The 20,748-nt window shown below is 40.3% G+C and carries 18 protein-coding genes; 6 read left to right on the top strand and 12 right to left on the bottom strand.

Annotation, left to right across the window (positions count from 1 at the left end; genetic code table 11):
- Positions 1–43: 43 nt before the first annotated feature.
- The 6 genes from LOC50_RS06300 to seqA all read right to left on the bottom strand — a co-directional run bounded on the left by LOC50_RS06300 (position 44) and on the right by seqA (position 7,441).
- Positions 44–1,612, bottom strand: coding sequence for a dihydrolipoyllysine-residue acetyltransferase (locus LOC50_RS06300; protein WP_250653820.1), 1,569 nt, complete (start codon positions 1,610–1,612; stop codon positions 44–46).
- Between the two features lie 8 nt (positions 1,613–1,620).
- Positions 1,621–2,598, bottom strand: coding sequence for an alpha-ketoacid dehydrogenase subunit beta (locus LOC50_RS06295; protein ID WP_010390106.1), 978 nt, complete (start codon positions 2,596–2,598; stop codon positions 1,621–1,623).
- Positions 2,598–3,812: a thiamine pyrophosphate-dependent dehydrogenase E1 component subunit alpha gene (locus LOC50_RS06290; RefSeq protein WP_013465000.1), complete on the bottom strand. Its 1,215-nt coding sequence runs from the start codon at positions 3,810–3,812 to the stop codon at positions 2,598–2,600. Before LOC50_RS06290 ends, LOC50_RS06295 begins: the two co-directional genes overlap by 1 nt.
- Positions 3,813–4,077: 265 nt before the next feature.
- The gene (astE, locus tag LOC50_RS06285) at positions 4,078–5,130 is read right to left on the bottom strand and encodes a succinylglutamate desuccinylase (RefSeq protein WP_250653819.1); all 1,053 of its coding nucleotides are present in this window, start codon (positions 5,128–5,130) and stop codon (positions 4,078–4,080) included.
- A gap of 82 nt (positions 5,131–5,212) precedes the next feature.
- Positions 5,213–6,850, bottom strand: coding sequence for a phosphoglucomutase (alpha-D-glucose-1,6-bisphosphate-dependent) (gene pgm, locus LOC50_RS06280; RefSeq protein ID WP_248473834.1), 1,638 nt, complete (start codon positions 6,848–6,850; stop codon positions 5,213–5,215).
- 9 nt (positions 6,851–6,859) lie between these two features.
- Positions 6,860–7,441, bottom strand: coding sequence for a replication initiation negative regulator SeqA (seqA, locus tag LOC50_RS06275; protein ID WP_069439500.1), 582 nt, complete (start codon positions 7,439–7,441; stop codon positions 6,860–6,862).
- Positions 7,442–7,755: 314 nt separating this feature from the next.
- Between seqA and LOC50_RS06270 the strand changes: the two genes are divergently transcribed.
- The 5 genes from LOC50_RS06270 (at position 7,756) to fur (ending at position 10,288) form a co-directional block, all read left to right on the top strand.
- A complete protein-coding gene (locus tag LOC50_RS06270; RefSeq protein ID WP_250653818.1) occupies positions 7,756–8,523 on the top strand; it encodes an alpha/beta fold hydrolase in 768 nt (255 codons plus the stop codon).
- Between the two features lie 95 nt (positions 8,524–8,618).
- The gene (locus tag LOC50_RS06265; protein ID WP_008113777.1) at positions 8,619–8,840 is read left to right on the top strand and encodes a DUF2788 domain-containing protein; all 222 of its coding nucleotides are present in this window, start codon (positions 8,619–8,621) and stop codon (positions 8,838–8,840) included.
- 2 nt (positions 8,841–8,842) lie between these two features.
- Positions 8,843–9,121, top strand: coding sequence for a LexA regulated protein (gene ybfE / locus LOC50_RS06260; protein WP_008113775.1), 279 nt, complete (start codon positions 8,843–8,845; stop codon positions 9,119–9,121).
- 13 nt (positions 9,122–9,134) lie between these two features.
- The gene (gene fldA, locus LOC50_RS06255) at positions 9,135–9,662 is read left to right on the top strand and encodes a flavodoxin FldA (protein WP_250653817.1); all 528 of its coding nucleotides are present in this window, start codon (positions 9,135–9,137) and stop codon (positions 9,660–9,662) included.
- Positions 9,663–9,844: 182 nt separating this feature from the next.
- A complete protein-coding gene (fur, locus tag LOC50_RS06250; protein ID WP_036982608.1) occupies positions 9,845–10,288 on the top strand; it encodes a ferric iron uptake transcriptional regulator in 444 nt (147 codons plus the stop codon).
- 70 nt (positions 10,289–10,358) lie between these two features.
- On the opposite strand, the gene glnS is transcribed toward fur, so the two are convergent.
- Positions 10,359–12,023, bottom strand: a complete 1,665-nt coding sequence (gene glnS, locus LOC50_RS06245; RefSeq protein ID WP_138627012.1) for a glutamine--tRNA ligase — start codon at positions 12,021–12,023, stop codon at positions 10,359–10,361.
- Between the two features lie 214 nt (positions 12,024–12,237).
- Between glnS and LOC50_RS06240 the strand changes: the two genes are divergently transcribed.
- The gene (locus LOC50_RS06240; protein ID WP_069439502.1) at positions 12,238–13,308 is read left to right on the top strand and encodes a DUF3083 family protein; all 1,071 of its coding nucleotides are present in this window, start codon (positions 12,238–12,240) and stop codon (positions 13,306–13,308) included.
- Between the two features lie 78 nt (positions 13,309–13,386).
- Here the strand turns inward: LOC50_RS06240 and sucD are convergent, their stop codons facing one another.
- From sucD to LOC50_RS06215, 5 genes are all read right to left on the bottom strand, one after another.
- Complete coding sequence (sucD, locus tag LOC50_RS06235; RefSeq protein WP_024603036.1) at positions 13,387–14,259, bottom strand: succinate--CoA ligase subunit alpha; 873 nt, start codon at positions 14,257–14,259, stop codon at positions 13,387–13,389.
- Positions 14,259–15,425, bottom strand: coding sequence for an ADP-forming succinate--CoA ligase subunit beta (gene sucC, locus LOC50_RS06230; RefSeq protein WP_008464053.1), 1,167 nt, complete (start codon positions 15,423–15,425; stop codon positions 14,259–14,261). Before sucC ends, sucD begins: the two co-directional genes overlap by 1 nt.
- A gap of 176 nt (positions 15,426–15,601) precedes the next feature.
- Entirely contained in the window at positions 15,602–17,119 is a 1,518-nt protein-coding gene (gene odhB, locus LOC50_RS06225) for a 2-oxoglutarate dehydrogenase complex dihydrolipoyllysine-residue succinyltransferase (protein WP_138627015.1), read from the bottom strand.
- Positions 17,120–17,122: 3 nt separating this feature from the next.
- The gene (gene sucA, locus LOC50_RS06220) at positions 17,123–19,942 is read right to left on the bottom strand and encodes a 2-oxoglutarate dehydrogenase E1 component (protein WP_250653816.1); all 2,820 of its coding nucleotides are present in this window, start codon (positions 19,940–19,942) and stop codon (positions 17,123–17,125) included.
- A gap of 87 nt (positions 19,943–20,029) precedes the next feature.
- Positions 20,030–20,746 (bottom strand): succinate dehydrogenase iron-sulfur subunit, encoded by a 717-nt coding sequence (locus LOC50_RS06215; protein ID WP_008112091.1) that lies wholly within the window; start codon positions 20,744–20,746, stop codon positions 20,030–20,032.
- Positions 20,747–20,748 lie beyond the last annotated feature (2 nt).

Genomic DNA, 20,748 nt, shown 5'->3' with positions numbered 1-20,748 from the left:
AAGCTAGTTGCTGGTTTTTTAATTTATAAATGAATATGAAGAGTTAGCGCATTGCCATCATCATTTTAGCTGGCTGCTCTAGGTATTCTTTCCATAAATTATTAAAGCGCGCGATAGTGCCGCCATCAATTACGCGGTGATCCCCTGACCAACTTACTTGCATAATTGCACGCGATACCACTTGCCCTTGCTCGTCAAAGCGCGGAAGGTGCTGTAATTTACCTAAGGCAACAATCGCCACTTCTGGCTTATTAATAATTGGCGTAGCTATAGTGCCACCAATCGCACCAATATTGGAAATACTAATAGTACCGCCTTTTAAATCATCTGGTGCTACGCGGCCTTCTCGAGCTGAGTCAGTTAATTGCGTTAAATTATTAGCTACCTCTACAATACTTTTAGTTTGGCAGGCTTTAATATTTGGTACTAATAAGCCCACTTTAGAATCCACTGCAACCCCAATATTGTGATCATCGTAGTAGGTAATTTCACTGCAATCATCGTTTACTTTTGAGTTAAGTACCGGGAATTCAGTCATTGCCAAGGATAACGCCTTAATAAAAAACGGCATCATCGTAAGTTTAACGCCCTGTGCTTTATATTGCTCTTTAAGATCAGTTCGAAGTGCAATTAAAGCAGTTAAGTCAATTTCATCACTGTAGGTAAAATGTGGAATAGTAGAAACCGACGCCACCATTTGTTTTGCCATGGCCGCTTTAATCCCTTTAATTGCTTCTGTTCGCGTTCCACCCGAACTAGTTGCGTGTCCAGTACTACGAGTGCTTTTACTCTGAGTCGTTTGTGGCTTGTTAAGCTCAGAGGTATCCATGCCAGATGGCACTTCATTTTTTATAAACGCTTCAATATCTTCTTTATAAATACGGCCATTTTTACCACTACCTGGTACGCAGGTTAAATCAACGTCAAGCTCACGCGCTTTACGCCTAACCGCCGGTGATGCAACCGCTTTTTCGTTAACTATAGCAGTTTGCGTTTGCTTAGCGGGTGAGTCTGACGTTGCGTTACTTTGTGCTTTTACAACAGCTTGGTTAACATCAACATCTTCTTTTGCTGCTTGCCCTGCAATCGTCATTTGAAATAGTGGGCTATGCACCTTTGCAATTTCACCTTTTTGATAATACAGCTTTTGCACTGTACCTGTGTATTTAGCCGGTATTTGTACTAGCGCTTTATCGGTCATTACATCACAAACGGCTTGATCTTCTTCTATTTCATCACCCTCTGCCACTAACCATTCAACAATTTCACACTCAACAATACCCTCACCAATGTCGGGTAAGATAAAATCTTCTAAATGTTCACGAGTAGATGCTGGTACAGATGATGTTTCAGCCTTTTCGCTGGGTGCTTCCCCGGCAACATCCATTGCAAATAACGGCGCATGCACTTTAGCAATGTCGCCTTTTTTGCAATGCAGCTTAGTGATCACTCCATCGTGTACCGCAGGAATTTGCACTAAGGCTTTGTCTGTCATCACATCACAAATAGGCTGATCTTCTTTTACTGTATCACCTTCTTGTACCAGCCATTCGACTACTTCGCATTCAACAATGCCTTCACCAATGTCGGGTAATATAAAATCTTTAGCCATGGAAACCCCTAAAAGTTCACTGATTGTTTAATTGCGGCCATTACTTTCAATGCATCTGGAACATATTCTTTTTCAAGCGCCAGCGGGTATGGTGTATCTAAACCACAGACACGTAAAATAGGCGACTCTAAATGCAAGAAACACTCTTGAGCGATGGTTGCGGCAATTTCAGCGCCAAACCCATTAGTAATAGGTGCCTCATGACTAACAATAAGCCGACCCGTTTTTGTCACTGATTTAGCAATCGTTTCAACGTCCCACGGTAAAATACTGCGAAGGTCAATCACCTCACAGCTAATACCTTGCTCACTGGCTTGTTTAGCGGCTGCTTCTACGATTTCCATTTGTGCGCCCCACGCCAATAAAGTAACGTCAGTGCCCTCTTGAACCACTTCAGCTTTACCAAGTTCAATGCTGTAATCTTCTTCAGGCACTTCACCAGTTGAAGCGCGGTATAAACGTTTGGGCTCAAAAAATAGCACTGGGTTGTCGTCTTTAATACACGCACGCAGTAAGCCTTTAGCTTGGTACGGGTTACGCGGCACGACAATTTTTAACCCTGGCGTGTGAGCAAAGTACGCTTCTGGCGATTGCGAGTGATACAAACCACCAGCAATACCGCCACCGTAAGGTGTACGAATCGTTAGATTACCCACATTAAACTCATTACCACTACGATAACGAAACTTAGCAGATTCATTCACTATTTGGTCAAACGCAGGAAAGATGTAATCAGCAAATTGAATCTCTGCCAATGCAGGTGCACCAAAGGCTGCCAAACCATTAGCAAAGCCTAAAATACCTTGCTCTGTGAGCGGGGTATTGAATACGCGATGCTTACCGTACTTTTCTTGTAACCCTGATGTTGCTCTAAAAACACCGCCAAAATAACCCACGTCTTCACCAAAAATACACGCTTGAGGATGTTCATTCATGGTGATATCTAAAGCAGAATTAATTGCATGTAGCATGTTCATTTTAGCCATTACTTAATTCTCCCTGCTGTTGTTGGGTAGGCGTCTGGATGTGCTTTTATGTGCGTTTTAAGTTCATCATATTGACGTTGTAGAGATGGAATTGGCGTATCGTAAACATCTGAAATTAGCTCTTCTAACGCCGGCTTATCAATTACTTCAGCACGTTTGAGTGCCGCTAAAATATCATCACGAATTGTTTCTTTTGCTTTGATATCTTCTGCGTCATCTAACCAATTTTGTTTTACTAACCATTTTCTAAATCGCTCAATTGGGCATGTTTTATAGTTTGCTTCTTCATCTTTTGAACGGTAACCGCTTGGATCATCTGATGTTGAATGCGCACCTAAACGATACGCTATCGATTCAATTAATACCGGTTCACCTTGTGTCGCAGCAATTTTGCGAGCTTTTTTAGTTGCCGCGTAAACGGCGAGCGCATCACTGCCATCAACACGAATGGTTTTAATACCATAACCCACACCACGCGATGCAATCCCATCGCCTTTAAATTGCTCATCGGCTGGGGTTGAAATAGCATAACCATTATTACGTGCAAAAAAGATAACCGGTGCTTTATGTACTGCAGCCATATTTAAGCCTGCATGAAAGTCACCTTCTGAAGCAGCCCCTTCACCAAAATAACAAATAGTAACGTTATCAATAGTACTTGCTAGTTCACCTGTTTTAGCATCAATGTGTTTTACTTTTTGACCATATGCGTAACCCGTAGCCTGTGGAATTTGTGTTCCCAAAGGTGATGAAATGGTCATGTAGTTAAGTGCTTTAGAACCATAATGAATCGGCATTTGACGGCCTTTACCTAAATCTAATTCATTAGAAAACATTTGGTTCATAAATTGATCAAGGGTAAATCCACGGTAGTGCAAGGCTGCTTGTTCACGATATTGCGCCATGATCATGTCATCTTGTTCAAGGGCTGCAGCAGAGGCTGTTACCGCCGCTTCTTCCCCTAAACATTGCATGTAAAAGCTGACGCGGCCTTGGCGTTGAGCACCCTGCATACGTTCATCAAGCAAACGAATAAAACGCATGGTTTCGTATAATTTAATAGCGGTGTGTTTAGAAATATCAGGTGCAGGAGCACTAGGATGAATGTCGCCGTCCTCAGTTAAAATACTCAGGGTTGGAATATTAAGTGCGTGGCCATCAATAAACTCAAGCTCATGATTAATATTCAGCGATACGTTATTGGGATTACTCATAACCTACCTTCTTTTGTTGTCGGTATCACAGCGCCCCTTTGGATTATTATTATGGGTGATAGTTGCTGAATAAACTTTGCAACATCTGCACTGTATTTAATTAAAGCTGCCAACACTTTACGTTAACGTAAAGTGTTATTCAACAAAACTGTGACCAAACAAAAATAAATAATGAGCAAAAAACTGGCAAGTTAACTATACATATAATTAACCACTTATTAATCAGCTGGTTAAACTTTCATAACAAGTGGTCTGATGTGTTGATTTAGCTAAAGCGGCTATCCACTTGCATAGGGACTACCGTGAGTAATGCACGTTGCCCAATGGCAACCTGTGCGTTAGGAAAAATAATTGCTTCCCCTTCTACGTCGGCATATATGGCATTATCGCCATCGGTGGCTAAAAGCTCACCCTTTGCAAACCCTGTAAAATTCTCGGCATCGTCAGAAAACGGAAAACTAAAGTTTTGCTCTGTGCGGTTAATAGTACGATGAACAGAAAACAACTCAAAGTCGCTTGCATTAAATTCTGGGTATTTTACTTCTTTTTGGCTAATTAATGCAGTTAGAGTTTGTTTTGTTTTTGCAAAGCGTGACATGTCGTTTTCACCAAAGGGTTTCACTTGCCCAAGCTCCACAGTAAATGAGTCAGCCCCATGCACAAACGACGAATAGTAGCTAAACGTGGTAGCAGGCGACTTCATCATCAATACTGTATTTACACCACAGCTTAATAAGAACTGCAGTTGCGACTTTTTCCAAGGTTTGCCATGTAAGAATGGGTAAACAGCAAATTTTTCGTTTTTAGAACCGCGTATAGCGGTATGTAAATCATAATGACAGCGATACGTACCCTGCTCTGAACGCGCATAAAAATCGCTAACATATTGCTCAAGTTTACCAGCGCGAACGCGTTCGTCGTTCATCGCTATACCATCAACAGTGTGGTGGCCGTTAAACAAGCGGTTTAAGTTCTCTTCTACAAATCGTTTACCAATATTAATTGACTTAGGATTACCAAAAATAAATAAAACACGCTGTTGTAATTCAAGTTGCCCACTAATAATGTGTTTAATGAGTTCATCGCAAATTTCAATGGGGGCTGTCTCATTGCCATGAATGGCACTGGATAGCACCACATTTTTTGACGTTATACAATCTGGTTCAAACTCAATCACTCCGGTATCGTGAATGGTTACTTTAGTCTGGTTGTTAAGCGTAAACTGACCTGCCTCTAAATGCCATTCATGGTTTCGCGAAAGCGTTAAAAAATCACCATCTTGTTTTAATTGATTAATATATTCTGCAGTGGCTGACATAACGATAAAAGCCCTTTTTTTTTGTAAATTATAGATACAAAAACGGCTGATAAAATCAGCCGCTTTTAGTTGTAATTGCATATTAGCTAATCACTGAATCAACCAGTTTTTTAGCTTCTTTTTCTAATAAGGTTAAGTGCTCTTCGCCTTTAAATGATTCTAAGTAAATTTTATAAATATCTTCTGTACCTGACGGACGCGCCGCAAACCAGCCGCTTTCAGTTACCACTTTTAGCCCACCAATAGCTGCATTATTACCTGGCGCATGAGTTAGCTTTTGTAAAATAGGCTCACCCGCTAAGGTATCTGCTTTTACGTCATCAGCACTGAGTGCTTTTAATCGCGACTTTTGCTCAGGCGTTGCTGGCGCATCTAGGCGTTTATAAAGTGGCGCACCAAACTCTTGCTCTAGTTCTTTATACAGCGCAGACGGGGTTTTACCCGTAACTGCAAGAATTTCAGCGGCGAGCAACCCCATAATAAAGCCATCTTTATCTGTACACCAAACCGTGCCATCAAAACGTAAGAAAGCCGCACCAGCGCTTTCTTCACCACCAAAGGCCAATTTGCCTTTGTTTAAACCCTCAACAAACCATTTAAAGCCAACGGGTACTTCTTTTACTTTACGCTTGTTGCGCTCAGTTACTTTGTCAATCATTGAGCTAGAAACAAGGGTTTTACCGATTTCAACACTGGCATCCCAATCACGATGCGTTAGTAAATAGTCAATCGCTACGGCTAAAAAGTGATTAGGATTCATTAACCCATCTGGTGTTACTATGCCGTGACGGTCATAATCAGGGTCATTACCAATCGATAAATCAAAATCATCTTTAAGGGCAATTAAATTAGCCATTGAATAAGGTGATGAGCAATCCATACGAATTTTGCCATCTTTATCAAGCGGCATAAATGCAAAACGCGGATCAACACTGTCATTAACGACCGTTAAATCTAAATTATATTTTTGCGCAATCACTGGCCAAAAGTTAATGCCTGAGCCACCTAATGGATCAACACCAATCTTGATGCCTGCATCGCTAATCGCTTTTAAATTAATAATGTTTTTTAAATCATCAATATAAGGCGTCATTAAGTCTTCGTAGCGAATAAAACCAGAACGTGAAGCTTTAGCAAAAGGAAACAGTTCTACTTCAACTAAGTCTTCTAATAATAATTGATTGGCTCTGTCTTCAATCCATTTTGTAACGTCTGTATCTGCAGGACCGCCATTGGGCGGGTTATATTTAAAACCGCCATCTTCTGGTGGATTATGAGATGGAGTCACTACAATGCCATCGGCAAGCTCATTTGGATGATTTTTATTATAGCTAACAATAGCATGGCTAATAACTGGCGTTGGAGTAAAGTCACCATTTTCTTGGGTGATCACTTGGACTTCATTAGCAACCAACACTTCAATTGCTGAGTTAAAGGCCGCCTCGCTCAGTGCGTGGGTATCTTTACCTAAAAATAACGGACCAAATATATCGTTCTGTTTTCTGTAATCACAAATAGCTTGGGTAATTGATAATATGTGTGATTCGTTAAATTTTACATCGTAGGCACAGCCTCGATGCCCTGAGGTGCCAAATGCAACACAATGCTCGGGGTTTTGCTCTAAGTCAGGCTCATTTAAATAATACGCAGACACTAACTTTGGTACATTCACTAAAGCCGATTGTGGTGCAGTTTTACCTGCGCCGGAATGAATTGCCATGGTCTTTCCTTAAAGATAATCACGAATTTTTTCAGCTTGCTCGTTGCTATAGCCTAAACTAAGTGCAACTTCATGCAGCATCATTTTTTTACGCGTGGTATTAGAATTGGTCATCACCCAATATTCACTGTCAGTGATATTTTTTGGGTTCATACTACTACCGCTATTCACTAAGTCTTCTTTACTGGTCGCAAAATAAACACGATCTCGACCTTTAATATCTAGCACCGCAGAGAAATCTGTTTTATGGGTTCGATAAAATGCACTTAAAATAAATAAGAAACGACCTACAACGCCTTTTTGCATCGCCAATTCTTCTTTATTTAAAATATTAAATACGTTTGCATTTTTTTTATTTACCGGCGGTTTTGCCACTTGGGTTGGCTGTTCAACGTCTGCTATTGGTTGTTCTAATGGTGAATTAGACACACTAACGGTTTCATTTTTATGATCAGTGTCTTGTTTGGTGTTAATTTTTTCGCCGTTAAGATTTAATAAACGACGTAAAATAGTGGATGCACTCTCACCAATACTCTGTGTGTTGCTTGCAATGTACTGATATAACTCGTCGTCTATGTCGATTTGTTTCATGTTCTTCCTGTCATTACGGGTCACATTTTTCTTTCGATATGATTATACCCAAATCACCTCAAGATGCGAGCGTCGTTAGAATTAAAAGCGATTTAGGCAAGACATTATTACAAATAATAGTTACTCCAGTTTTAAAACCTATGACGAGTATAAATCACTTTTAAACCCTCACTGCCTTAACATATAAATAATTAATATCGACCAAATAATCAGGGAGCTAGGTATATTTGTACATAACGTTTAAATAATATCTGTATTTTTTGCTTTTTAGGGTAATGCTCGGCAAACTATGCGCAAAATTGAAGGAGACGTCTATGCAATTAAATTACAAACAAATTGGTCAAGGTCCAAATGTTATTTTGATCCATGGACTGTTTGGCTCTTTAGAAAACCTTAATGTGATTGCAAAACCATTAAGCGAGCATTTTTGTGTAACCAACGTTGATTTACGTAATCATGGCCTTTCCCCCTACAGCGATGAAATGGATTATACTGCAATGGCTAATGATGTTGTTGATTTAATGACGGCATTAAATATACAAAAAGCGCATCTGGTTGGGCACTCTATGGGCGGCAAAGTGGCGATGCAAATAGCGCTGAGCCATACTGATTTAGTCGATAAACTAGTGGTTCTTGATATTGCGCCTGTGAGCTACCCTGCGCGCCATACTCAAATACTTGAGGCTTTAAATGCAGTAAAAAATGCAGATATTAGTGATAGAAAGCAAGCTGATTTAGTAATGCAACCGTATATAGAGGAGTTAGGTGTACGTCAGTTTTTATTAAAAAGCTTATATAAAAATGATGATGGGCACTTTGTTTGGCGGTTTAATCTACCTGTGCTCGATGATAAATATTCAACTATTGTCGCAAACATTAATGCAAATAATTCTTGTTTGTGCGAAACTCTGTTTATTAAAGGTAATGACTCTGACTACATTTTAACCGAGCATCGCGAAGCGATTAATGCGCTATTTAAAAACGTCAGAGCAAAAATTATTCATGGTGCGGGTCATTGGTTACATGCCCAAAAACCACAGGCTGTAAACAAAGCAATCAATGATTTTTTAACTGCAGTTTAATGTTATTTTTATGGCGTGTTTTTGATTTATCACACTAAATAATTAAAGATTTATGTGCTATAGTACGCGCCGTCTAATTTAAAGGTTATACGTCGATGGTCAGTCAGTTTATTAACGAATTTGATACCTTAGGGTTGTATTTTGGCTTAGCAGGTATTTTTATTTTTATCGGCTTGGCAATTAAAGACGTACTGAAAAGCGGCAATGTGCCTAAATTTGGTCGTTATATTGTGTGGCTGGTACTCTTTTTAGGTTGCTCTGGCTTTATTGCCAAAGGACTTATTCAGGTATTTTGGCAAGGTGCGGGTGTAGGTTAAGCATGGCCAAGTCAGAAACAGATAGAACAACGCTTGATTTATTTGAATACGAGAAACGTCCAGGTAGGCCTAAAACGAATCCCCTTCCTCGGGATATGCAGTTAAAGGTTAATAAACGTAATCAAATAAAAAGAGATAAGGCACGTGGTTTAAAGCGTGTTGAATTTAAAGTTTCGTCACAGCTGTATCAGGCACTGAGTGATATGGCAGATGCACAAAATATTAGCCGCAGTGCGTTGATCGAAACAATTTTACAAGAAAGATTGGCTATTGATAGATAAAAGGTTTAAATCCATGGCAAGTGTAGGCATTTTTTTCGGAAGTGACACAGGTAACACAGAACACGTAGCAAAAATGATCCAAAAAGAATTGGGTAAAAAGCTCGTTGCTGTGCATGACATTGCAAAAAGCTCTAAAGAAGAGATTGCTGAGTTTGATCTGATCTTATTCGGTATTCCAACTTGGTATTATGGTGAAGCGCAATGTGATTGGGATGATTTTTTTCCTGAACTTGAAGAAGTAAGCTTTGAAGGTAAATTAGTGGCTATTTTTGGCTGTGGCGACCAAGAAGACTATGCAGAATACTTCTTAGATGCTATGGGCATGATTAACGATATCGTAACAGAACGTGGCGCTATTGTTGTAGGCCATTGGCCTACAGACAGTTATGATTTTGAAGCATCAAAAGCCATGGCTGATGACAAGCATTTTGTTGGTTTAGGTATTGATGAAGACCGTCAGCCAGAATTGACTGAGCAGCGCGTTAAGCAATGGTGTGCTCAGGTATATGATGAAATGTGCTTAAGTGAGTTAGCAGATTAATCCCCCCTTTTTAATGCTAACTGTTTAAAATATTATCAAACAGTTAGCATTTTCCGCGTTAATATTGATATAGATCACTTGTTCTTTGCACTTCCTGCTAAGGCACGTTATCCTAACTGTTATTGTGACGAGTACATCTTGCAAGATGTCTAGTATAACTAAATAAAATTGAGACAGATTTAATGACTGATCATAACTTGGAACTTAAAAAAGCCGGGCTAAAGGTAACTTTACCGCGTATTAAAATTTTAGAGATTCTTCAATCTCCAGATAACCAACACATAAGCGCTGAAGATGTTTACAAGGTTTTATTAGATCTAGGCGAAGAAATTGGTCTTGCGACTGTTTACCGTGTTTTAAATCAATTTGATGATGCAGGAATTGTGAGCCGTCATCACTTTGAAGGCGGTAAGTCAGTATTTGAACTTTCTGGCAGCACTCACCATGACCACTTAGTGTGTTTAAAATGTGGCAAGGTTGTTGAGTTTGAAGATGATTTAATTGAACGTCGTCAACTTGAAATAGCTGAAGAAAACGGTATTAAGCTGACCAATCACTCTCTTTACCTATATGGCGAATGTGAAGATAAAGACGTGTGTAAAGCGTTTGCGCAAAGCAATAGTTAAAAGCCTATTTAGTTTAATAAAAAAAACCTGCGATTAAGCAGGTTTTTTTATAACTATAAAATAGAGCATATTATTTGTGCTCTATTTTAGCCCACGAATCACGTAAGCCTACCGTTTGGTTAAATACCAGGTTTTCTGATTTAGTATCACGTGAGAAATAACCGGTACGCTCAAACTGAAAACCTTGTGCAGGTACAGAATTAGCCAATGAAGGTTCAAGTTTAGCATTAGAAATAACCACTAATGAGTCTGGGTTTAACGTGCTTTCAAAATCCTCTGCGGCTGCAGGGTTAGGCACACTGAATAAACGGTCATATAAACGTACTTCAGCTGTCACTGACTCAGGCGCAGATACCCAATGAATAACCCCTTTTACTTTACGACCATCGCTTGGATTTTTACCCAATGTTTCAGGATCGTAAGTACAGTAAATAGTGGTAATTTCACCATTGTCGTCTTTTTCAACACGCTCTGCCTTAATCACATAAGCACCACGTAAGCGTACTTCTTTATCAAGCACTAAACGTTTAAATTTATTGTTCGCTTCTTCACGGAAATCTTCACGTTCGATAAAAATTTCACGCGTGAAAGGCACTTCACGGCGACCCATTTCTTCTTTATTTGGGTGATTAGCCACAGAAAGTGTTTCTACTTTATCGGCTTCATAATTCTCAATCACAATTTTCAGTGGATCAAGTACAGCCATTGCACGCGGAGCATTTTCGTTTAAGTCATCACGGATACACGCTTCAAGCATGCCCATTTCAACCATATTTTCCTGCTTAGTAATACCGATACGCTGACAGAATTCACGCACAGATGCCGGTGTATAACCACGACGACGCAGACCCGCAATGGTTGGCATACGCGGATCATCCCACCCTTCTACGTGCTTATTAACCACTAAGTCATTAAGCTTACGCTTTGACATAATTGTGTATTCAAGGTTTAAACGTGAAAACTCAATTTGTTGCGGGTGACATTCAAGGCTGATGTTATCCAATACCCAGTCATATAAACGACGGTTATCTTGGAACTCTAACGTACATAATGAATGAGTAATGCCTTCAAGTGCATCAGAAATACAATGCGTGAAGTCGTACATTGGGTAAATGCACCACTTATCCGCTGTTTGATGATGATTAGCAAAACGTATACGGTATATAATTGGATCGCGCAGCACCATAAATGAGCTGGCCATATCTATTTTAGCGCGAAGGACACATTCACCTTCCTTAAATTCACCGTTACGCATTTTTTCAAATAATGCGAGGTTTTCTTCAGGTGATGTTTCGCGGTATGGGCTGTTTTTACCAGGCTCTTTTAATGTACCACGGTATTCGCGAGCTTGATCAGCAGTTAAGAAACAAACATACGCTAAGCCTTTATTAATAAGCTCTACCGCATAACCATAAAGCAGATCAAAATAGTTTGACGAATACTTAATCTCACCATCCCAATTAAACCCTAACCACTGTACGTCTTCTTTAATTGAATTAACGTAGTTAATATCTTCTTTTTCTGGGTTTGTATCGTCAAAACGAAGGTTACATAAACCGTTATAGTCTTTGGCGATACCAAAATTTAGGCAAATTGATTTTGCATGGCCAATATGTAAAAAGCCATTAGGTTCAGGTGGAAAACGGGTATGCGTTGTGGCATGTTTTCCACTTGCTAAATCTTCATCAATTCGGGTTCTAATAAAGTTATTTGGGCGATTCTCGATTTCCGCCATAGGATTATAAACCTCTGTATATTGCGTGATAACAAAACTACTGCATTATTACAAAAACCAACCTTAACATACAGTAATAGATGCGGGTTTATGCAGTTATTACCAAAGTTTGTTAGATAAGGGATAGTTTATGAGCAAAATTTGTTTTAGCGCAATATTAAAGTCATTAAAGCGATTTATAGTAAATGAATAACCCCAACTTAAAGGAACGAAGATGGCCTCATTAAATCAACACCGCATATATATTCCAAGTAATGCACGTGCAAATCATTACTTATTAGCTGAAATTACACCTAATGACGATTTTTATAAAAACTTCACTAATATAAATACTTGCTATGAACGAATTGCGCGCCAGTTATTTGCATTATGTGATGAATATGAACTGCATAATGTCCATTTACTCGCAAATGACAAACTCCCCGTGGTGAGATTTCATGATGAGTCTTACCAACTTGAAACCGATAAGCAAATGTTGTTTTTTTATAACCCTCGTTACCATGAAGCGCATAAACTACATCACACACAAAATCAGCAAAGTAAAAAAATACGCCTATTGTTTTTAGCTACTGGTGAAGATATACGTGCCCACTCTGCGCAATTTCATACCAATGTACAAAAAGTATTGAGTCATTTACAAGATCAGTTATTTTTAGACCAGCCAAGCTTTAAGCTGCGCGATCATCAACATTTAACCTATGATTTATTCGCTAAAGAAAAAGGTAATAAAGAAAGCTATGGATATAAACTAAGAAGTTTATACCCTCGTTATCAATCCAGACAATGCGCGATACCTAGTAGCCATGCTGAAATGACTTATGTCACCTTCTCTATTCCCGTGTCACGTAATATTAAAACGCAGTTTCAGAGTGAAATTAACAGCCAGACTTACCAGCCATTCTACTCTCACTTTTCAAAACTATTTACCCAGTTATGTGAAGATAATAAACTCACGCACGCTGCGATGGTTGCTAATGGCGCAATGCCAATAATTCGCAACAGCCAAGTAGATCGAAATGAGGGAAATGTGGAACTACAAAAAATTAGTTTTGATATAGAAGATTCAGCGCCACAAATGAAAGTATTTTTTGATGAAAATAAACTAGTAGAGACGCTGCATTTTGTCATTGTGGCAGCTGAGCATAATAAACATGAAATTGGCTATGGTCGCTTTATGAACCAAGTAGAAAAAACTATTCATGGCTTATGTGATGAGCTAGCAATTAATAAACAACGCCAAGATTTAGCTGTACGCTTTTTTCAGCATATCAGTTACCCGTTTTAAAATTAAGGGCTTTATACTCTTGCTATAAATAACAAAAAGGCTCGCAATTGCGAGCCTTTTTTAAAGAATAACCGCTGATTACCAGCCTGTTTTTTCTTTAAGTGCTTTACCGATATCAGCAAGTGAACGTACAGTTTTTACGCCCGCAGCTTCTAATGCAGCAAATTTCTCATCAGCAGTACCTTTGCCGCCTGCGATGATTGCGCCAGCGTGACCCATACGCTTACCTTCTGGTGCAGTAACACCAGCAATGTAAGAAACAACAGGTTTAGTTACGTTAGCTTTGATGTACTCTGCAGCTTCTTCTTCTGCAGTACCACCAATTTCACCAATCATTACGATTGCTTCAGTTTGGTCGTCTTTTTCGAACATTTCTAAAACGTCGATAAAGTTAGTACCTGGGATTGGGTCGCCACCAATACCAACACACGTAGACTGACCAAAACCAGCATCTGTAGTTTGCTTAACCGCTTCGTACGTTAAAGTACCAGAGCGAGAAACAATACCTACTTTACCAGGCTTGTGGATGTGACCAGGCATGATACCAATCTTAGTCTCACCAGGAGTGATAACACCTGGACAGTTAGGACCGATCATACGTGTACCTGTTTGATCTAGTTTAACTTTAACGTCAACCATATCAAGTGTAGGAATACCTTCAGTGATACAAACAATTAGCTCGATGCCCGCATCGATTGCTTCTAAGATTGCATCTTTACAAAAAGGTGCTGGTACGTAGATAACTGATGCAGTTGCGCCAGTTGCTTCTACAGCGTCACGTACTGTGTTAAATACTGGAAGACCAAGGTGCGTTTGACCGCCTTTACCTGGGCTTACACCACCAACCATTTGTGTACCGTACTCAAGCGCTTGCTCTGAGTGGAAAGTACCTTGACCACCAGTGAAACCTTGACAGATAACTTTTGTATCTTTATTGATTAATACAGACATTATTTGCCCTCCGCAGCAGCAACAACTTTTTCAGCCGCGTCTGTTAATGATTCAGCAGCGATGATGTTTAGATCAGACTTAGCAAGTACTTCACGACCTAGTTCAGCATTAGTACCTTCTAAACGTACAACTACTGGTACTGTTACACCTACTTCTTTAACTGCGCCAATGATGCCTTCTGCAATCATGTCACAACGAACGATACCGCCGAAGATGTTAACTAAAACAGCTTTAACGTTGTCATCTGAAAGGATAATTTTGAATGCTTCAGATACACGTTCTTTCGTTGCACCGCCACCAACATCTAAGAAGTTAGCTGGCTTGCCACCGTGTAGGTTTACGATGTCCATAGTACCCATTGCTAGGCCTGCACCATTAACCATACAACCTACGTTACCATCAAGGGCTACGTAGTTAAGCTCGAAGCTTGCTGCGTGAGCTTCACGCGCATCTTCTTGAGATGGATCGTGCATTTCACGGATTTTAGGTTGACGGTAAAGTGCATTACCATCGATACCGATTTTACCATCTAGACAGTGAAGGTTACCTTCATCTGTGATTACTAGCGGGTTGATTTCAAGTAATGCAAAATCGAAATCGTTGAACATATTACCAAGACCCATGAAGATCTTAACAAACTGTTTCATTTGCGTTGGATTAAGACCCAATTTAAAACCAAGCTCACGTGCTTGGTAAGCTTGAGGACCTACTAATGGATCGATCTCAGCTTTGTGGATAAGTTCTGGTGTTTCTTCAGCAACAGTTTCAATTTCAACGCCGCCTTCAGTAGACGCCATGAACACAACTTTACGAGAAGCACGGTCAACAACAGCACCTAGGTACAGTTCGTTAGCGATGTCAGTACAGCTTTCTACTAAAATTTTAGCAACTGGCTGGCCTTTCTCATCTGTTTGGTAAGTAACTAGGTTTTTACCTAACCAGTTAGCTGCAAACGCTTTAACTTCGTCGATAGTTTTAACTAGCTTTACACCGCCAGCTTTACCACGTCCACCTGCGTGAACCTGAGTTTTAACAACCCACATATCGCCGCCAATCTTTTCAGCAGCTGCTGCAGCTTCTTCAGGTGTATCGCAAGCGAAACCTTGAGAAACTGGTAAACCATATTCGGCAAAAAGTTGTTTTGCCTGATACTCATGCAAATTCATGATGCTTTATCCAATTTTTTATATTAAAAGAGTTGAATATTTATGCAAATAAACAACTATCCCAAATTGCATGCCTAGTATAGATCTCATGGCGCTACATGAAAACCCCAGTATGACCATAGGCACAAAAAAAAAGCTGTGATTTTAACTCACAGCTTATATTTCATACTACTTAATTAAACATCCAGCAGTAAACGTGTTGGATCTTCAAGTAACTCTTTAATTGTTACTAAGAAACCAACTGATTCTTTACCATCGATTTGGCGGTGATCGTACGATAACGCTAAGTACATCATAGGTAAGATTTCAACTTTACCGTTTACAGCCATTGGACGATCTTGGATTTTGTGCATACCCAAAATTGAAGACTGCGGTAAGTTAATAATTGGAGTAGATAGTAACGAACCGAATACACCACCGTTAGTAATAGTGAAGTTACCGCCGGTCATATCGTCAAGCGTTAGCTTACCATCACGGCCTTTAAGCGCTAGCTCACGAATCCCCTTTTCGATTTCTGCAACAGATAGCTTGTCACAGTCTTTAAGTACAGGTGTTACTAAGCCACGAGGTGTAGAAACAGCAATGCTGATGTCAAAATAGTTGTGGTAAACAATATCATCGCCATCAATTGATGCATTTACATCTGGGAAACGCTTTAACGCTTCAGTCACTGCTTTCACGTAGAAAGACATGAAACCTAAACGGATACCGTGGCGCTTTTCAAATACTTCTTGGTACTGCTTACGAAGATCCATGATTGGCTTCATGTTAACTTCGTTAAATGTAGTTAACATTGCAGTAGAGTTTTTCGCTTCAAGAAGGCGATTCGCAATGGTTTTACGTAAACGTGTCATAGGCACACGTTTTTGCGTACGGTCACCCATAGGTGCTGCTGGCGCTTCTTCAGCTTTTGCTGCTGGCGCAGGTGATTTTAAGAATTGATCAACATCTTCTTTAGTCACACGACCATTTTTGCCTGAACCTTTGATTTTTGATGCATCAAGGCCTTTCTCAGCAATTAAACGACGAACAGATGGCGTTAACACATCTGAACTGTCGCTTGAGCTTTCTTCTTTGGCAGCTTTAGCATCTGCTTTAACGTCAGATTTAGCGGGTGCAGCGCCTGCTTTTACTTTACCAATTACTTGCTCACCAAGAACAGTGTCGCCTTCGTCATGAATGATTTCACCCATAACGCCGTCTTCTTGGGCAACCACTTCAAGTACAACTTTATCTGTTTCGATATCTACCAAGTTTTGATCGCGTGTTACCGCGTCACCTGGTTGAACATGCCAAGTAGCAATTGTTGCGTCTGCAACTGATTCTGGAAGTACAGGTACTTTAATATCCACTTCTTTACCTTCTGATGCTGGTGCTGATTGCGCCGCCGGCGCGTCTTCTGATTTTTCTGATGCTGAACTATCTTCTTTTGGCTCTTTATTAGGTGATGCTTCTTGCGCATCACCAATTAAACCGATCACTTGGTCACCAAGTACCGTAGCACCTTCTTCTTGTGAAATTTCAGTGATCACACCGTCATTTTGTGCAACCACTTCTAAAACCACTTTGTCTGTTTCAATATCTACTAAGTTTTGGTCACGGCTTACTTTGTCGCCAACACTTACATGCCATGTAGCAACGGAAGCATCTGCAACCGACTCAGGAAGAACAGGAACTTTAATTTCTGTGCTCATTGCTTATCCTTTCTTTTCTATAGTAAGCGCGTCGGCAACGAGCGCTTGTTGTTCTTTAGTATGTACTGACATATATCCACATGCAGGAGATGCTGACGCCTTACGACCTGCATATTTCAATTTTGCACCTTGAGGAATTGCATCAACAAAGTGATGTTGTGAGCAGTACCAAGCGCCTTGGTTTTGCGGCTCTTCCTGACACCACACAAAATCAGTAACGTGCTGGTAACGTTCAATAATTGCTTTCATTTCGTCATGTGGGAACGGATAAAGCTGTTCAACACGAACAATTGCAATATTGTCTTGCTCAAGTTTACGACGCTCTTGTAATAGTTCGTAATAAACTTTGCCGCTACAAAATACAACACGTTCTACTTTCTTAGCATCAATCTCATCAATTTCATCAATGATATTGTGGAACACACCTTGAGATAACTCTTCAAGTGTCGATGTTGCTAATGGATGACGTAATAACGATTTCGGTGTCATTACAATCAGTGGACGACGCAGTGGTCTAACTGATTGACGACGTAACATTGCGTACACTTGCGCCGGTGTTGATGGCACACATACTTGCATGTTGTGATCAGCACAAAGTTGTAAAAAGCGTTCTAGACGAGCCGAGCTGTGCTCTGGACCCTGACCTTCATAGCCATGAGGTAACAAGCAGGTTAAGCCACATAAGCGACCCCACTTTTGCTCACCTGAACTTAAGAACTGGTCAAATACCACCTGTGCACCATTAGCGAAATCACCAAATTGTGCTTCCCACAATACTAATGAAGTCGGCTCTGCAGTTGCATAACCATATTCAAATGCTAATACCGCTTCTTCAGACAGTACCGAATCAAAAACTTCAAACGTACCTTGGTCTTCACTAAGGTTCTGTAATGGTAAATACGTTGCACCATCTTTTTGACTATGAACAACCGCATGACGGTGGAAGAAGGTACCACGGCCTGAATCTTGTCCAGTTAGACGAATATCAGTGCCTTCAGCTGCAATAGTTGCATACGCTAAAGTTTCTGCCATACCCCAATCAAGTGGTTTTTCGCCAGCAGCCATTGCTTTACGATCATCGTATATTTTTTTAACACGAGATTGTGCTTTGTACTCTTCTGGGTAACTTGCAACTATGTTACCAAGCTCTTTCAGTTTTTCAACTGGCACGCTAGCATCGTAATCAACACTCCATTCATGGCCTACATACTTAGCCCAATCTGAAGAGTGTGATGTTTCTGGCTGTATTTCTTCAACAACACAGTTGCCATCGTCTAAACCATTACGGTAATCATCTGCAAGCGCTTTCACTTCATCTTCTGTGAAAGAACCTTCAGAAATCAGCTGATCCGCGTAGATTAAGCGAGGTACTGGGTGTTTTTTAATTTTTTGGTACATAATTGGCTGTGTAGCGTTAGGCTCATCAGCTTCGTTATGACCATGGCGACGGTAACAAACAAGGTCAATCACAACGTCACGTTTAAACTGATTTCTAAAATCAAGCGCGAGTTGCGTTACAAAAGCAACCGCTTCAGGATCGTCAGAGTTTACGTGGAAAATTGGTGATTGAACCATTTTCGCGATATCAGTACAGTAATCAGTTGAGCGTACGTCGTCTTTTTTACTTGTTGTAAAACCAACTTGGTTATTAACAACAATACGGATACTACCGCCACAACTAAATGCATTAGTTTGCGATAAGTTAAACGTTTCTTGAACAACACCTTGACCTGCAATTGCTGAGTCGCCGTGGATAGTGATTGGAAGTGCTTTGCTACCTGTTTTGTCATTAAGACGATCAAGACGTGCACGCACAGAGCCCATAACCACCGGGTTTACGATTTCTAAATGCGACGGGTTAAACGCAAGTGCCATATGCACGTTGCCACCTTTAGTCGCAAAATCTGATGAATAACCCATGTGGTATTTAACATCACCTGAGCCTAACGTTTCTTTGTGCTTGCCAGCAAACTCATCAAAAAGTTCTGATGGATTTTTGCCTAGCACATTAACAAGAACATTTAAGCGACCGCGGTGAGCCATACCAATAACGGCTTCTTTTTGGCCACTTTCACCGGCACGGTGAATAAGCTCTTTTAACATAGGCACTAACGCATCGCCACCTTCAAGTGAGAAACGCTTAGCACCCGGGAACTTAGCCCCTAAATATTTTTCAAGACCATCAGCCGCTGTTAATCCCTTGAGGATTCGTAGCTTTTCATTTTTATCAAATTTTGGCCTAGACTGAACAGACTCTAAACGCTGTTGTAACCAACGCTTTTCTTCTGTTGATGTGATGTGCATATACTCGGCGCCAATAGAACCACAATAAGTGGTTTTTAGTGCTTGGTATAACTCACCTAAAGGCATAGTATCGCGGCCAACGGCAAACGATCCTACGTTAAATTCGCGGTCAAAGTCAGCATCCGATAAGTCGTGGTACTCTAGCTCTAAATCTCGTACACGTTCTCGTTGCCAAATACCTAGTGGATCTAGGTTTGCATTTTGGTGTCCCCGAAAACGGAAAGCATTAATAAGTTGCAGTACTTTAACCTGTTTAAGGTCGCCACCACTGCCCTCTGCTACCACTACTTCTCTATGCTTGTTTTTAGCAAGCGCCGCAAATTGTGAACGAACTTCTGAATGTTTTACTTCAACATCCACACCATCTACTTTTGGTAACTGTTCGAACACTTCTCGCCATTCTTCTGGCACCGAAGTCGCATCGTCTAAATACGCTTCATAAAGCTCTTCAACATAAGCAACGTTACCGCCGTTTAAATGTGAAGATTCTAGCCATGCCTTCATCACACCTTCGTGCATTTATAAGCCCTTTTTTTTAGCGCAGAAATTAATAGTTATATAACAAGATGGCTAATAAATTATTAGCCATCTTTCGTCTACTAGAAATTAAACCGAGCGGTTTAATAACATAGATTTTATTTGTCCAATTGCTTTGGTCGGATTAAGACCCTTAGGACAAACGCTAACACAGTTCATGATACTGTGGCAACGGAACACACTGAATGCATCGTCTAAGTCAGCTAAACGCTCTTCTGTTGCTGTGTCTCGGCTATCAGCTAAGAAACGGTAAGCATGAAGAAGGCCTGCTGGACCTATAAACTTATCTGGATTCCACCAGAAAGAAGGACACGATGTAGAACAACATGCACATAAAATACACTCGTAAAGCCCATCTAATTTATCACGTTCTTCGATAGATTGAAGACGTTCACCTGCAGCAGGCTCATCATTAATTAGATACGGTTTTACTTTTTCGTATTGAGTGTAGAACTGACTCATGTCAATAACAAGGTCACGAACAACAGGAAGTCCAGGTAATGGACGCACTACGATTTTACCTTTGCCATTTTTTTGCAGCGTAGATAAAGGAGTAATACATGCTAAACCGTTCTTACCATTCATGTTTACGCCGTCTGAACCACACACGCCTTCACGGCATGAACGACGAAACGATAGTGTAGGATCTTGCTCTTTTAATAGTAAAAGTGCATCCAATACCATCATGTCTTGGCCTTCCTCAGTTTGCAAAGTGTAATCTTGCATACGAGGTGCATTATCAACATCCGGATTGTAACGATAAACTGAAAATTGTACTTGTGCCATCG

The sequence above is a fragment of the Pseudoalteromonas sp. SCSIO 43095 genome (assembly GCF_023650455.1).
Lineage (GTDB): Bacteria > Pseudomonadota > Gammaproteobacteria > Enterobacterales > Alteromonadaceae > Pseudoalteromonas > Pseudoalteromonas tetraodonis.
This window is presented reverse-complemented; position numbering and strand designations above follow the sequence as displayed.